Source organism: Helcococcus sp. SA-HE-C1 (genome assembly GCF_985670335.1).
Window position 1 is genome coordinate 1,067,208 of record NZ_OZ484652.1, and the last position, 16,278, is coordinate 1,083,485.

12 protein-coding genes and 1 pseudogene are annotated in these 16,278 nt (G+C 29.1%); 5 read left to right on the plus strand and 8 right to left on the minus strand.

The window, feature by feature from the left end:
- Positions 1 to 708, minus strand: a complete 708-nt coding sequence (locus AC4KN9_RS05615; protein ID WP_491017626.1) for a metal ABC transporter ATP-binding protein — start codon at positions 706 to 708, stop codon at positions 1 to 3.
- A gap of 215 nt (positions 709 to 923) precedes the next feature.
- Here AC4KN9_RS05615 and AC4KN9_RS05620 point away from each other — a divergent pair, with 215 nt between their 5' ends.
- From AC4KN9_RS05620 to AC4KN9_RS05630, 3 genes are read left to right on the plus strand one after another with little or no spacing between them, the layout of a single operon-like run.
- A complete protein-coding gene (locus tag AC4KN9_RS05620) occupies positions 924 to 1,727 on the plus strand; it encodes a hypothetical protein (RefSeq protein ID WP_491017627.1) in 804 nt (267 codons plus the stop codon).
- Between the two features lie 50 nt (positions 1,728 to 1,777).
- Complete coding sequence (locus tag AC4KN9_RS05625; RefSeq protein WP_491017951.1) at positions 1,778 to 2,221, plus strand: 4Fe-4S dicluster domain-containing protein; 444 nt, start codon at positions 1,778 to 1,780, stop codon at positions 2,219 to 2,221.
- A complete protein-coding gene (locus tag AC4KN9_RS05630; RefSeq protein ID WP_491017628.1) occupies positions 2,221 to 3,189 on the plus strand; it encodes an RnfABCDGE type electron transport complex subunit D in 969 nt (322 codons plus the stop codon). The genes AC4KN9_RS05625 and AC4KN9_RS05630 overlap by 1 nt, the downstream gene beginning before the upstream one ends.
- 55 nt (positions 3,190 to 3,244) lie before the next feature.
- On the opposite strand, the gene AC4KN9_RS05635 is transcribed toward AC4KN9_RS05630, so the two are convergent.
- Positions 3,245 to 4,240: a metal ABC transporter solute-binding protein, Zn/Mn family gene (locus tag AC4KN9_RS05635; RefSeq protein ID WP_491017629.1), complete on the minus strand. Its 996-nt coding sequence runs from the start codon at positions 4,238 to 4,240 to the stop codon at positions 3,245 to 3,247.
- A gap of 290 nt (positions 4,241 to 4,530) precedes the next feature.
- Between AC4KN9_RS05635 and AC4KN9_RS05640 the strand changes: the two genes are divergently transcribed.
- Together AC4KN9_RS05640 and AC4KN9_RS05645 are read left to right on the plus strand one after the other, a co-directional pair.
- Entirely contained in the window at positions 4,531 to 5,964 is a 1,434-nt protein-coding gene (locus tag AC4KN9_RS05640; protein WP_491017630.1) for a penicillin acylase family protein, read from the plus strand.
- Positions 5,961 to 6,884 (plus strand): penicillin acylase family protein, encoded by a 924-nt coding sequence (locus AC4KN9_RS05645; RefSeq protein ID WP_491017952.1) that lies wholly within the window; start codon positions 5,961 to 5,963, stop codon positions 6,882 to 6,884. Before AC4KN9_RS05640 ends, AC4KN9_RS05645 begins: the two co-directional genes overlap by 4 nt.
- Before the next feature lie 64 nt (positions 6,885 to 6,948).
- On the opposite strand, the pseudogene uvrA reads toward AC4KN9_RS05645, so the two are convergent.
- The 6 genes and pseudogenes from uvrA to ftsE all read right to left on the minus strand — a co-directional run bounded on the left by uvrA (position 6,949) and on the right by ftsE (position 16,171).
- Positions 6,949 to 9,767, minus strand: a pseudogene (gene uvrA / locus AC4KN9_RS05650) (excinuclease ABC subunit UvrA).
- An 8-nt stretch (positions 9,768 to 9,775) separates the two neighbouring features.
- Positions 9,776 to 11,758, minus strand: coding sequence for an excinuclease ABC subunit UvrB (uvrB, locus tag AC4KN9_RS05655; protein WP_491017631.1), 1,983 nt, complete (start codon positions 11,756 to 11,758; stop codon positions 9,776 to 9,778).
- A 12-nt stretch (positions 11,759 to 11,770) separates the two neighbouring features.
- Entirely contained in the window at positions 11,771 to 13,006 is a 1,236-nt protein-coding gene (locus tag AC4KN9_RS05660; protein WP_491017632.1) for a S41 family peptidase, read from the minus strand.
- 127 nt (positions 13,007 to 13,133) lie between these two features.
- Positions 13,134 to 14,582 (minus strand): murein hydrolase activator EnvC family protein, encoded by a 1,449-nt coding sequence (locus AC4KN9_RS05665; protein ID WP_491017633.1) that lies wholly within the window; start codon positions 14,580 to 14,582, stop codon positions 13,134 to 13,136.
- Entirely contained in the window at positions 14,572 to 15,498 is a 927-nt protein-coding gene (gene ftsX, locus AC4KN9_RS05670) for a permease-like cell division protein FtsX (protein WP_491017634.1), read from the minus strand. Before ftsX ends, AC4KN9_RS05665 begins: the two co-directional genes overlap by 11 nt.
- Positions 15,485 to 16,171 carry a cell division ATP-binding protein FtsE gene (ftsE, locus tag AC4KN9_RS05675; RefSeq protein ID WP_491017635.1) on the minus strand — a complete coding sequence of 229 codons (687 nt, stop codon included), beginning with the start codon at positions 16,169 to 16,171 and terminating at the stop codon, positions 15,485 to 15,487. The genes ftsX and ftsE overlap by 14 nt, the downstream gene beginning before the upstream one ends.
- Between the last annotated feature and the right edge of the window lie 107 nt (positions 16,172 to 16,278).

Genomic DNA, 16,278 nt, shown 5'->3' on the forward strand with positions numbered 1-16,278 from the left:
TTAACCTCTAAATGCTAAATCAAGATTTTTAGAGGTATTAACTTCTTTAATTTCCCCTTCAACCTTAACATCCTTATTAAAAATTATTATATAATCAAAAAAGTTTTCAAGTGTATATATATTGTGATGTACAGCAATTATTGTCTTTCCTTGCTTTTGTAAATCTTCAAATTTTTCAGAAATTATTTTCTCAGTTTTCACATCGACACCAGTCAATGGTTCATCAAGTATATATAAATCAACTTCTTGTGCTAATGCTCTCGCTAAAAACACTCTCTGTTTTTGTCCACCTGATAATTGAGATATTTGTCTATTTTTCAAGTCTAATATCCCCATCTCTTCTAAAGCTTTTTCAACTTTATCTTTATCTATTTTAGTTATTTTTTTACCATATCCAATATGGACATATCTACCCATCATAACTACATCATATACTGTTATCGGAAAATCCCAGTTGACTGAATCTTTTTGTGGTACATATGCTATTTTTTTTCTTATACTCTTAATATCTTGTCCAAATATTTTTATTTCTCCATTATTATAGTCTAAAAGTCCTAGTATAGCTTTTAATAATGTCGATTTTCCAGCTCCATTCGGACCAACAATTGCACATCTTACATTTTTAGGTATTGACAAATTTACATTGTCAATTACTTTATTATTTCCATATGCAAAATCTAAATTTTTTATTTCTATTATAGAATTCATAACTTACTCCTATTTTTCATTTAATTAGGTGTGCCTAATCAATTTATATTATATCTAATACAATCTTGTAAATCAAGGATATTGTATTTTTTATTTTATATATTAAACACATATTTTTTGTATTTATCGAAATACTAAATTTATTATGGAATAATAATGGACTTTTAATGTATAATAAAATAAACAACCGTAACCACAAAGTAAAAGGAGAAATTATGTTAAATAAATTAATTTTTAATCGTGGTGTCGACTTGCCTAAAAATAAGTACTACACAAAAGATTTACAAATAGAGGAAATTAAAACTCCAGAAATACTATATTTTCCAATGTCTATGCATATTGGAACTCCTGCAAATGTAGTCGTTAAAATTGGAGATCGGGTAAAAATGGGGTCATTGTTAGGTGAAATTGATGGAAATATATCTGCCAGTGTTCACTCTTCAATATCAGGAAAAGTTATAGATATTATCGATAGAGATTCTTTTAGAGGTAATACTAAAACTGTTGTTATTGAAAATGACTTTAAGGATGAGCAAGTTCACTTGGAGCCGCTTCCAAAAAAAATTGATATTGATGCATTTAAGAAGAGAATTCAAGACGCTGGAATAACTGGTAAAGGTGGTGCTGGTTTTCCTACTCATGTTAAATATAGTATGGAAAAACATGAAGCTGAGTATTTATTGATAAATGGTGCAGAATGTGAACCGTATTCTACTACAGATCATAGAGTCATGATTGAATATGCTGACCAATTGATTAAAATATCAAAATTGATAAGTGAAATTTATCATATTGATAGAGTATATTTTGCAATTGAAAATCATGCTGATGATGCAAAAAAATCTCTTGAAAAAGCAATAAAAGTATCAAATGTAAAAAATATTACTGTTTACGAATTACCAAATAAATATCCTGCCGGACATGCAGATTTACAAATTGAAGAAGTTCTTGGAATAGAAAAAAAGATCACCAAAGATTTGGCGATATCGGAGTTTTACAATCTAATGTTTCTACATTAAAAGCTATTTATGATGCAGTTATCGGAAATGAAACATTTCATAAAAGAGTTATTACTGTATCCGGTCCAGTAATTAAAAAGCCTAAAAATCTTCTAGTTCCAATAGGTACAAGTGCAAAATATATTGTCGATTATTGTGGAGGATTAAAAACCGATGATGTTAAAATGATAAATGGTGGACCAATGATGGGGCGAGCATTTAAGAACTTAGACAATCCTATCGATAAGGATACTACAAGCTTATTATTTCTACCAACCATAAAAACTTCTCAAGAAAGTCCTTGCATTAGATGTGCAAGATGTGTTAATCAATGTCCTATGAATTTGCAACCTATACTAATTAGTAACGCATATAGAAATAGAGAGTATGAATTAGGACACGAACTAAAAGCTGATGCTTGTATTAACTGTGGAGTTTGCACGTATGTTTGCCCTTCTAAGATTGATTTACTTAAAGATATTAAGGCTATACGTAAAGAAATGAAGGAGGCATAATGTTTGAGATTAAACATGCTCCATTTTTTAGAACCGAACAAACCAGTAAACGAATTATGCTTGATGTCATTATCGCATTAATACCTGTAAGTATAATGGCGGTGATCAATTTTGGAATCATTAGTTTAATAATGATTATATTAGGAATTTCATCTGCTGTTTTCTTTGAATATGCATTTCAAAAAATATTTAATAAAGAGGTTACCATTTCTGATTGTTCTGCAGCAGTTACTGGATTATTAATATCACTTAGTTTACCTCCAACAGCTCCTATATGGGTACTATTATTTGGTACTTTTGTAGCGATAGTTATTATAAAACAATTACCTGGTGGAATAGGAAAAAATACGTTTAATCCAGCTGTTTTTGCTAGAGTTTTAATAAAAATATTATTTACACCGTGGATCACTAATTGGGTTCTACCTGGACCTGATCAAGTTTCAACAGCTACCCCGCTTCAATTTATCGGACATGGAGCAGAAAAAATTGGTGAAGGAGCTCCATCTTTTACGGATGTTTTCTTTGGGTATATTGGGGGTAATATCGGCGAAATGGTAAAATGGGCAATAATTTTAGGATTTATATATCTAGTTTTTAAGAAAATTATAGACTTTATAGTCCCCATCGCAATGCTAATCGGTTTATTTTTAACAACTTTATTATTTAGTAAAACTGATCCTGTATTTTCTCTATATCATGTGATTTCAGGTACTGCAATGTTTGCTTCTGTGTTTATGATTACCGATTACACTTCGGGACCTCTCAATAAAAAGGCTAGAATATACTATGCTTTATTTATAGGTGTTTTGACTGGATTATTAAGATATATGTTTAGTTTACCAGGAGGAGTTGGGATAGCTATACTTATCGCCAATCTATTAGCTCCAATATTTGATGCATTGACTACACCAAGAGTATTTGGTCATAAGGGTAGAATAATCCCTATTAACTCAGTATTTAGAAGATAAAAAAAACTTCTGACTACCATATCAGAAGTTTTTTGACTTTTAAATTACCTATATTCTATTTTAAGTTTTTCACAATTAAATCAATATTATGTTTGTACATTTCGATAAATGTATCACCTTTTTCACCAGCTGGTGCTAATGAATCTGAGAATAATTCTTGACCTTCGCCGCTAACTACTTTTACGTCAAATCCATTTTTCTTTACAACTTCTTGTAACTTTTTCATTCTTTCAGGATTTGTTGTTGATTCTGCAAATATTGCTTTAATTTTATGTTTCGCAATAAATTTTGCTGTTTCTTCAATTTCTGAGTTTGCAACTTCTGAATCTGTACTTACACCTTGTGGAGCTTTAACTTCAAATTTATATGCTCTTGCAAAATAGTTGAAAGCATCGTGTGGTGTTATTAAATATCTTGAATTTTCAGGTATTTTAGCAAGCATTTCTTTATTGTATTTGTCTAATTCATCTAATTTACCTAAGTATGTTTTAAGTGATGATTCAATGTTAGCTTTTTCTTCAGGCAATACTTCTGATAAATATTTAGCTACATTTGTAGTTGCTTTTTTATATAATTTTAAGTCAAACCAGAAGTGTGGATCTGTTTCCATTTTTCCATCTTCTTCCATCTCACCAATTTCATTCTTAGCAAACCCTTCAGTTATAGCCTTACCACTTTTCTCTAAAACATTATTCATTTTTCCTTCAAAATGTAAACCGTGATAAAGTACTAAATCAGCATCTTTTAATTTTTTCAAATCTTCTGGTTTAGCTTCATATAAGTGAGGATCACTTCCTGCTGGTATAATTAAATCTACATTTACTTTATCTCCCACTAAGCTTTTTACCATATCACTAACAAAAGTTGTTGTTACAGTAACTTTCTTTTTAGAACCTTCTTTATTTTTTTGAGTAGAAGTTTCTTTCTTAGTTTCTTTGTTTTGTTCCATGGTAGTTTCTTTTTTACTTTCTTTATCGGTTTTCTTTCCAGTCTGGCAACCAACAATAAGTAACATCGCTGTTAGAACTAGTAATAAAATTCTTTTCTTCATAATACTCTCCTTTTTTATTGTTTTTATTAGTTTAACATTTAAATATATATTTGTAAAGTTTTTATTTAGGTTAGTCTAATAAATTGTTTAGGGTATACTTGAATTATTGTTTTTTGTTTTTATATGGTATTCAATACTATTTATTACATTTTTTTCATTATTTTGAAACGCTTAAAAAATAGGTTTTATTAAGAAAATATATTTTTTTATATAGTAATTAATACTATTTACGTTCAAATATATTTACTTTTAATTTTTTTATTGATATTCTACTAAAATATGGAGGAAATATGAAAAAAATAAGTTATAAAAAGATATTAAAAATATCATTAATTTTAATTACTACATTAATATTATTTGCGATGGGATATATTTATTTCATGTTAAGCAAATCATTACCTCAAATTAAAGGCGAATTAAAATTAAACATTCTATTAGATGAAGTTACTGTTGATAGAGATGCACATGGTGTACCCACTATCAAGGCCAAAAATGATTCTGATTTATATAAAGCTCAAGGATTCACTCAAGCACAGGATAGACTTTTTCAAATGGAGATGGCTAGAAGACAAGCAAAAGGTCAGTTATCAGAAATTGTAGGTGAAGTTGCATTAAAAAATGATAAAAAGTTTTTAAGTTATTCCCTGTTAAAAGCTGCTAAAGAGTCTTACGCAAGCTATTCCGATGAAGCAAAAAAAATATTAAAAGATTTTACAGATGGAGTAAATGCGTATATACAGATGGCAGAAAAAGAAGGTAAATTACCTTATGAATTTAGACTGATGAACATCAAGGCTAGCCCATGGACAGAGATTGATTCATTGGTAATAGGTAAATATATGGCATATGATTTAGGTGGCCATTGGGATTATCAAGTGTTTAATAACTGGGTACTTAATAATCTTGGTGAAGAAAAATTGAAGGATTTTCTTCCAAGTGATTTCTATGAAAATCCTGATAATATAGAACTCATAAAACAAAATAAATTAGTGGAAACTAAAATAGATAATAAATTAGCTAATCTTGACTTACCTCATATTGAAAATGGAAGCAACAACTGGGTTCTATCTGCTCAAAAAACTAAATCTGGAAAGCCACTATTAGCTGATGACCCACATTTAGGATTAAATTTACCCTCAATTTGGTATCAAATGCATTTGATTTCACCAAATGTTAATGTTCAAGGAGTAATATTTACTGGGATACCTGGAATAATTTTAGGAAATAATAATCATATTGCGTGGGGTGTTACAAATGTTGGTCCGGATGTACAAGACTTATATATTGAAAAAATAAATCCAAAAAATCCTCATCAATTTGAGTATGATGGCAAATGGTATAATGCAGAAGTTGTAAAACATGAAATTAAAATAAAGGGAAAACCGAGCGAAAATTTTGAAGTCTTATATACAAAAAACGGTCCTATTATTGATGAATTGGTTTCTCCAGTAAATAATAAAAATCTCAAATTTTCTATGCAATGGACGGCACTTGACTCCACAAATGAACTCGAAGCAATAATTAAAATTAACAGAGCTAAAAATTGGACAGAATTTGAAAATGCACTTAAAGACTTTAAATCACCAGCTCAAAATTTTGTATTTGCTGATAATTCTGGATTTATAGGCTTTAAGGCTAATGGAAATATTCCTATAAGAAAAAAGGAACTGGAGCACTTCCTGTTCCTGGATACACTAGCGAATATGGTTGGAAAGGATATATAGACTATGATAAACTCCCAAAAATAGTAAATCCTGATTCTGGATATATATCCACTGCAAATACAAAAACTATTGAAGACTATCCTCACTATTTAGCAAATATTTGGGCTCAACCGTATAGAAAAAATAGAATTGACGAAGTATTATCTTCAAAAAATGATTTCACATATGAAGATATGCAAGCTCTGCAAATGGATACTAAAAATCTACACGCTCAAGAATTTATACCTAAAATATTGTCTAATTTAAGTGATGATACTATTCAAACACATAAAAAAATAATTGAATTATTAAAAAAATGGGATTTTAATGACGATAAAAATAAACCTCAAACTCTCATTTTTAATGAAATAATGGAAAAAATTAAGACCACGATATATACACCTGATATGAATAAAGACGTTTATAATTTCTTTAAGCATAAAAATTATTTGACTGATAGAATATTTAGAAATGCATTTGAAGGAAAAACTTCTGCCTTTATTGAACAAAATGGAGGTTTAAAGAAGGTTTTAAATACGAGTTTTATTTCAGCTATTAGTTCCCTTGAAAAACAATACGGTAATAATCCAAACAATTGGAAATGGGGAGATTTTCATGCACTTCAATTCCAACATCCTATAGGAAAGACTTCTGCATTTTTAGGACATTTTCTAAACTCTAAAAAAATACCTATCAATGGATTTGGTGTAACCGTTCAAGCTGCTAGACAAAATGAAAAAGGTATTGTGAACCATGGTGCTTCATGGAGATTTGTGTATGATTTTAGTACAAAGACTGGATATCACACTGTAGCTCCAGGACAAAGTGGACATTTCCTATCCCCATATTATACAGATCAAGTACAAAATTGGGCAGATGGAAAATATATTGAATATAATGAAAACCAGGAGATTAAAAATCAATTAAAATTAATCCCTTAAAACTAAATATAAAATAATTTTAATCCCAGAAAAAGATTTACAATCTAATTCTGGGATTATATTTTTAATCTAAATATGATTTTAAAAATTTACCTGTATATGATTCCTTAACTTTTATAACCTCTTCTGGTGTCCCCTCAGCAACTATATTACCACCACCTTTTCCTCCTTCAGGTCCAAGATCAATAATATAATCTGCTCTCTTTATTACATCTAAATTATGTTCAATAACTATAACAGAATTTCCACCTTCAACTAATTGATCTAAAACCTTTACTAATTTATGAATATCAGCTGAATGTAATCCTGTAGTAGGCTCATCTAATAGATACATTGTGTTTCCTGTCAATCTTTTTGAAAGTTCAGTTGCCAATTTTATTCTCTGTGCTTCTCCACCTGATAGTTGGGTTGATGGTTGCCCTAATTTAAGATAGGATAATCCAACATCATTCAATGTTTGTAATCTTCTTGCTATTGGATCATGATTTTTGAAAAAATCTAATGCTTCTTCAATAGTCATATCTAGCACTTCAGCAATATCCTTATCTTTATATTTAACCTGTAATGTTTCACGATTATATCTTTTTCCATTACATACTTCACAAGGTACATAAACATCTGGTAAAAAATGCATTTCAACTTTTATAACACCATCACCGCTACAATTTTCACAGCGTCCCCCTTTTACATTAAAGGAAAATCTCCCCTTATCATAACCTCTCATTTTAGCTTCATTTGTCATTGCAAAAACATCTCTTATATAATCAAATGTTTTAGTGTATGTTGCAGGGTTTGATCTTGGCGTTCTACCTATTGGGCTTTGATCTATTTGAATTAATTTATCTATTTTTTCAGCCCCAATTATTTCATCATGTTCACCTGGCCTTGCCTTGAATTATGCAATTTCTTCATTAATCCATTATAAAAAATTTGGTTTACAAGTGAGGATTTTCCAGATCCGGAAACTCCCGTCACCAATGTTAGTACGCCTAAAGGAAATTTAACATCTATGCCCTTGAGATTATTCTGTAGTGCATTTTTCACTTCTATATACCCCTTAGGCTCTTTTCTCTCAGATGGAACAGCTATTTTCTTTCTCCCAGATAAATATTGCCCTGTAATAGATTTTTTATCTTTTATAATTTCATCATAGGTTCCCTTAAATGTAATTTTCCCTCCATGAATGCCTGCTCCTGGACCGATGTCTACAATCAGATCTGACATTTTCATAGTATCTTCATCATGTTCTACAATAATAAGAGTATTACCTAAATCAGTTAAATTTCTCAATGATTTCAATAATTTTTCATTATCTCTTTGATGTAGTCCAATACTTGGCTCATCTAAAACATATACTACACCTACTAGTCCCGCACCAATTTGTGTAGCCAATCTAATTCTTTGTGATTCTCCACCTGAAAGTGTTCCTGCTGCTCTCGACATAGTAAGATATTCTAATCCTACATCAATTAGAAATTTCAATCTAGCTTTAATTTCTTTTATTATTGGTTCAGCAATTATCATATCAGACTTGCTAAGTTTTATATTTGTCGCCCATTCATATGCGTCTTGGATAGATAGATTGGTAATCTCTATAATGCTTTTATCCATGACCGTAATTGCTAAAATTTCATCTTTTAACTTATTTCCATTGCAAGTTTCGCATGTCACTTCACTCATGAACTCTTCTATTTTAGCTTTTTGTGATTCTGAAAAAGACTGACTCTGACGTTTTTTTAAATTCTCCTTAACACCTTCCCATAGTATCTCTTTTTTCATATTCCCCTTAAAATGAGAGCCAAAGCTAATATTTACTGTTTGGCTTGCACCATTCATCAATGAATTTATTAGCTTTTTAGGTGCTTTTGATAGAGGTGTATCCATATCAAAATTGTATTTTTTCGCTAACTCCTTTATTATTTCATAATAATATGTTCCCTTTTTAGAATTTGCAAAAGGTTTAAATGCTCCTTCATTAAAGGTTAGTGAATAGTCTGGTATAACTAATTCCTCATCTACATCTTTATGGTAACCTAAACCATCACAAGACTCGCACGCACCAAATGGTGCATTAAATGAGAACATTCTTGGATTAATTTCTCCCAATGACATATGTCCATCAGGACATGAAAGGGATGATGACATAGTGAAAATTTCTTTTTCTAAGACCTCGATGTTTACTTTACCATCACCCAATTCAAGTGCAGTTTCCAGAGAACCTGTTAGTCGTGACTCTATACCCTCTTTTACTACTAATCTGTCAACTAGAACATCTATATTATGCTTTTTATTTCTTTCAAGTGACACTTCATCGATAGTTAAATCTAAAATCTCTCCATCAATCTTTACTCTACTAAACCCCTGTTTTCTTATATTTTCTATTAGTTTTACATGTTCACCTTTTTTTCCGATTATAAGGGGTGCTAGTACATATATTTTTGTTCTTTCTTTAAGCGACACTACTCTATCTACCATTTGATCAACCGACATCGCAATAATTTCTTTTCCACAAACTGGGCAATGTGGAACACCTACTTTTGCATATAATAATCTTAAATAATCATAAATTTCTGTAACTGTTCCAACGGTAGAACGTGGATTTCTATTAGTCGTTTTCTGATCAATTGAAATAGATGGTGATAATCCCTCTATAGATTCAACATCAGGTTTATCCATTTGCCCTAAAAATTGTCTTGCGTATGAAGATAGTGACTCAACATATCTTCTTTGTCCTTCTGCATAGATTGTATCAAATGCTAACGAAGATTTTCCAGATCCTGATAAACCTGTAAATACTATCATTTTATCTCTTGGTAATTCTAAGTCAATATTTTTTAGATTATGTGCTCTAGCATCTTTAATAACAATTTTTTCTAAACTCATTTTTTCACCTAAATTCCATACTCTTTTTTAAGTTTTTTAATTTCATCTCTAATATTTGCAGCTTTTTCAAAATCTAGTATCTCTGCTGCTTTCATCATCTCTTGTTCTAGATTTATAATTATTTCATGTAATTGACTCGAATCAATACTATCACTCTTGACATCATAATCAACTTCATTTTCAGCCGCCATTGATACTGTAACAATATCTGTAACATCTTTAATGATTGACTTTGGTATTATATTATTTTCTTCATTATATGCTTGCTGAATTTCTCGTCTTCTTTCAGTTTCAGTTATAGCTTTATCCATAGATTTCGTAATACCATCTGCATACATTACAACTTTACCATTTTCATTTCTTGCAGCACGTCCTATTGTCTGTATGAGAGATGTTTCTGAACGCAAAAATCCTTCCTTATCTGCATCCATGATGCAAATTAATGAAACTTCTGGTAAATCCAACCCCTCTCTTAAAAGATTTATCCCTATTAAAACGTCATATTTTCCAATTCTCAAATCTCTCAATATTTCAACTCTTTCAATTGTATCAATATCGGAGTGTAAATATGTTACCTTAATATTTAGATCCTTCATGAAATCCGTTAAATCCTCAGCCATTCTCTTTGTTAATGTAGTAATAAGTGTTCTATATCCTTTATTGGTTGTAGATCTTATCTCATTTATTAAATCATCAATTTGATTTTTAGTTGGTCTGACTTCAATAATTGGATCTAACAATCCAGTAGGACGAATAATTTGTTCTACTTCTATCGTTTGATTTTCTTTTTCATATTTGCTCGGTGTAGCTGATACAAAAATGGCTTGATTAATTAAAGATTCAAACTCATTAAATTTTAACGGTCTATTATCAAGTGCTGACGGTAATCTAAATCCATAATCAACTAAATTCTGTTTTCTTGATCTATCTCCCTCATACATTCCACCCACTTGCGGAAGTGTTACATGAGATTCATCAATTAAAAGCAACCAATCTTCTGGAAAATAGTCCAATAATGTAAATGGTCTTGAACCTGCCTCTCTCTGACTCAAATGTCTAGAATAATTTTCTATACCATTACAAAATCCTATTTCTGTTAGCATTTCAATATCATATAAAGTTCTTTGTTCCAGTCTTTGATATTCTACTAATTTATTTTCATTTTCTAATTCTTGTAGTCTTTCGGTCAACTCTTCCTGTATAGATTTTATAGCTAATTTAATTTTATCCCTTGAAGTCGCATAATGTGATGCAGGAAAAATAACTGCATGGTTTAAGTGACTTATAATTTCACCGGTCAAATAATTCACTTCTGAAATTCTATCAATTTCATCTCCAAAAAATTCTACCCTATATATATTCTCATCTGAATTTGCCGGAAATATGTCTATTACATCTCCCCTTACTCTAAATGTACCACGAGCAAAGTCTATATCATTTCTGTCAAATTGAATGTTTATTAGTTTTCTTAAAACCTCATCTCTTTCTATTTGTTGCCCTGGCCTTATTGAAACTGTCATATTTTCATAATCTATTGGGTCTCCCAATCCATAAATACATGAAACTGAGGCTATGATAATTACATTTCTATTTTCATAAAGAGCAGCCGTTGCAGAGTGACGCATTTTATCAATCTCATCATTAACTGATGAGTCTTTTGCAATATATGTGTCTGTAGCAAATACATATGCTTCAGGTTGATAATAATCATAATACGAAACAAAATATTCTACATAATCATTTGGAAAAAATTCTCTAAATTCTTGGTATAGCTGATATGCCAAAGTTTTATTATGTGCTAATACTAAAGTTGGTCTACCCGTTTTTTGTATTATATTTGCCATAGTAAATGTTTTACCTGAACCTGTAACTCCCTTTAATGTTTGAAATTTATCACCATTCTTTAACCCCTCAACTAATGTATTTATAGCATTTGGCTGATCTCCCATAGGACTAAATTTAGATTTTAAATCAAATATAGATTCACTCATATACTCTCTTTTCTATTTTAATAACTCCATTGCTTTTTGTAATTGTGCATCATTTTCTATATTTTCAACACCTATTTTAGTTACCCCTTTTTTTATTTTAACTTCATAATCCGGTTTGATTCCCTCGTCATGTATTTTATTATGATTTGGCGTAAAGAATTGAGTTGTTGTTAATTTTAACCCTTCTATTGTTCCATCGTTGTCGAATGGGTATACATTTTGAATAACACCTTTACCAAAACTTGTTTCTCCAACAATTTTTGCTCTTCCATTATCTTGTAATGCGCCTGATAATACTTCTGATGCTGACGCAGAACCTTTATTGATGAGTACTACCATTAGTATATCATCTTTTCCTTTTTTAGTAGACAACTTTTGCTCTTGTCCAGATTTATTTTTAACATTTATAACTACTTTTTCATCCATTAATATATTTGCTATATCCATAGTTACATTTAATAATCCTCCTGGATTATTTCTTAGATCTAAAATAAGCTTTTTAGCGCCCTTATCTTTTAGTTCTTTTAAGCCTTTAGCAAATTCTTGTGCTGTTTTTTCTTGAAAGCCTGTAATTTGCAAATACCCAATACCATTATCTAGTAATTTTGTATGAACCGACTCTACAGAGATTGTATCTCTAGTAATATCAAAATCTAGAGTTTTAGAATCTGAACCTTCACCTCTTAGTATAGTGAGCTTAACCTTAGTTCCCGGTTTTCCTCGCATAAGTTTAATTGCCTCATCAAAATCCTTAGAAAAAACTGGTTTATCATTTATTTTAGAAATTTTATCTCCTGGAAGAATACCAGCTTTTTCACCAGGTGTTCCTTTTATAGGCGCAATAACTTCAATTAAATCTCCCTTTGATGCATTAACTTGTATACCAACACCTCCAAATTCACCTGATGTATGTTCATTCAATTGTTGATATTCTTTTTCGTTATAGTAAACAGAATATGGATCTTTTAATGACGCCAACATTCCCTTATATATTCCTTCTTCTATATCTTTTAAATTATAATCTTTTAGATATTCATTTTTAATTTTAGATAATATGGCTTCCATATTTTTATTTATTTTTTTATAATCTAATTTTGTATTATCTAATTTTTTTCCATTATTCTTAGATTTATTTTCCGTTTGTCTTGGTACGTTATTATTTACACTGCTTCTTCCAAGTGAGTATGAGCCAATCCCCACTAATATAACCATACAAAATATAGATATTCTTTTTGTTAATTTTTTCATTCTTTCTCTCCAGTCTTGTATTTTCTTATAATATTATATAACATTTTTATTATAAAAAGAAAATTTGTTCGTTTTATGTAAAAAACTGCTACAATAAAATTAAAATTTTATGTAACAGTTTTTATATTTAATATTTAATATAAGGAAGAGGATCTACTCTTTTACCATTTATTCTTACTTCAAAATGTAAATGTGAACCAGTTGAGTATCCTGTTGAACCCATTTCAGCTATATGCTGACCTCTTTTAACTCTTTGTCCTTGCGACACTAAAAAAGAGTTTAAGTGAGCATACAAAGTTTTAAGACCATTTCCATGATCTATAACTATAACATTTCCATAATCTCCATACATATGTCTTACAGATTCAACATATCCGTCTTCTGCTGCATATATATTTGTATTAATTGGTCCTGCGATATCAATACCATTATGGAAACCCCAGCCGCCATAAATAGGTCTAATTCTCCATCCAAATGGGCTTGAGATATAAGTCGCATCACTTGGCCACTGTAGCCTTGTTTTTGTTGCCTTAGCAACTTTATCACTAACTTTTTTTAATTTCTCTTTTTTAGAGTTTAACTCTTTATTTTTCGTTTCTCTTTTAGCTTTAGCCTCTTTTTCTAATTTAATTCTTCTTTCTTTAGCTTCAGCTTTAGATTTAGCCTCTTCTTCTAATTTAATTCTTCTTTCTTCAGCTATAATATCAGATTCTAATTTAGCAATTTCTCTTTTTAATTTATTTTCTTCATCATTTAAAGATGATGTTTCACCCTTTTTGTTTAATAAATAGTTTTCATATTCTTTAATATTTTTGCTTATTTCATTTAGAGTTACATCTTTACTTTTTTCTTCCTCCGTCAATTCACTAAATAATTCATCATTATAAGCTTTTTGATCTTCTAATAGTTTTTTACTTTTTTCTAATTCATTTTTTTTAGAAATTAATTTTTTACTATTTTCTTCTAAACTAGTTTTTAATTCTTCTAATTGATCTTTGTACTTTCTTAAATTACCAATCAATTTTTGATCAGAATCTGTCAAGGTAGCCATCATTGTAGTTCTACTTAAAAAATCATTTATGTCTGTTGCATTTAAGAGGATTTGTATTTTTGAAACTTCTCCTAATTTATACATAGCTTTTATACGTTTTTTAAGTAATTCATTATTATAATTAAAGCTATCTTTAGTTTTCTCAATTTCTATATTTTTTTCATTTATTTCATTTTCTATATTATTTATATCAGTCTCTGTCTCATAAATTTTATAATAAGTATATTGTATTGTAGCACTTAATTCTTTTATCTTTTCAGCAACAGTATTTTTCTTGTTTTTTATATTTTCTAATTCTGTTGCTGCTTCTTCTTTTCTATATTCATTTTCTTTAATGTTGTTTTGATATGAATCAATTTCATTTTTATCTTCTTTAATTTTATTTTGTAAGTTTTTTAAATTATCTTGTAATTTACTCTTTTCATTTTTTATTTGATTTAAATTACCTGCTTGTGAAAAATTCACACTAGAACTAAATAAAGTAAGAACTAATCCAAATATTAAGATTTTCTTTTTATTTGACATATTCAACCTCTTTCTTTGATAAATACTTTCTTATTGAAAATACTGAACTTACTAATCCTATAAATAACCCTAAAGATAACATGATTTTTAACAGTGTAAATGTTAATTCTTGAGGATTTATAAAATTAATAATTCCTATATTGTTTGTAACTTGATGCAAATAGGTATCGAAAATGTATGAATATACTCCATAACTAGCCCCAAAAGCTAATAAAGAAGCTACTAAACTTAATACTACACCTTCAATTATAATTGGTATCGCAATATACCAGTTTGACGCACCTACATATCTCATAACAGCAATTTCATTTGATCTCGAGTAAACTGTCAGTTTTATCGTATTTGAAATAATAAAAAATGACACTATCATAAATATTATAATAAAAATTGTTCCTAATACTTTAATGTAATTAGCTATATCTGTTGTCTTTTTTATCAAGTCATTAAAGTATTTAATATCATCAATAGAATCCTTGCCTTTGATTTGATTTACAAAATCATCAATATCTTCAATATTTTCTAAAGATACTACAAAAGACGCTGGTAATAATCCCTTTGATTCTATATTATCTAATAAATCAGAATTTTCTCCCCAACTTTTTTTCATAATATCTAAAGCCTCTTCTGATGATCTAAATTTAACCTTTTTATTAATATTTATTTTATCAATCTCGGACTTTAACTTATCTATTTCAAATTGAGTGGCATCAGATTTTATAAAAACTTCAACCTCATTTACCTTTGATTTCATTTCTTTAGCAATTTTATTAGCATTTAATGAAACTATTATAATTACACATATGATAAATAGGGTAAAAAAAGCTGATGCGATTGTAACTAATCCTAAATTTAAGTTTTTATAAATAGTTTTTAGAGCTTCCTTAAAAGTATTTCCTAGCCTTCTAAATATTTCCATTTTCATATCCTCCTACTGAATCTCTTACTATTTCTCCATTTTCTAAAGAAACAACACGTGTAGCTATTTGATCTACTAATTCCTTAGAATGTGTATTAATAATAACAGTAGTTCCTCTTGAATTTATTAATTTAAAATAATCCATTAATTTCCAAGCTGTCAATGGATTTAAATTACCAGTTGGTTCGTCGGCTATTAATACCTTTGGTGATATAGCTAAAGCTCTTGCTATTGAAACTCTCTGTTGCTCACCACCTGATAGCTCCCTCGGATATGCTTTTTTTCTATCTTCTAAATTGACTAGTTTTAATACTTCTTGTATTGTAATTTCTTTTTCTCTTTTTGAAAATCCATGAACATCTAATACGAACTCTATATTTTCATATACTGTTCTATTTTTTAAAAGTCTAAAATCCTGGAATACAACTCCTATTTCTTTTCTTATTTTAGGAATTCTTGTCTTTTTAACCTTTGTAATATCCTTTCCTTCTAAATAAATTCTTCCAGAATCTGGATCTATTTCTTTTAAAAGAATTTTTATTATTGTAGATTTACCAGCTCCACTTGGACCTGTTATAAATAAAAGTTCTCCACGATTTATTTTTAAATTAACATTTTTTAAGCCTATAATATTACTTGAATATTTTACACTTACATCTCTTAATTCTATCATTTTTCACCACCTAAATATATTATAACAAAAAAGTTACAAAATAGTTAATTTTTTTGTTATATTTTAATATTTTTGACAAAAAAAATCTGATATAAGCTTTTATTCTT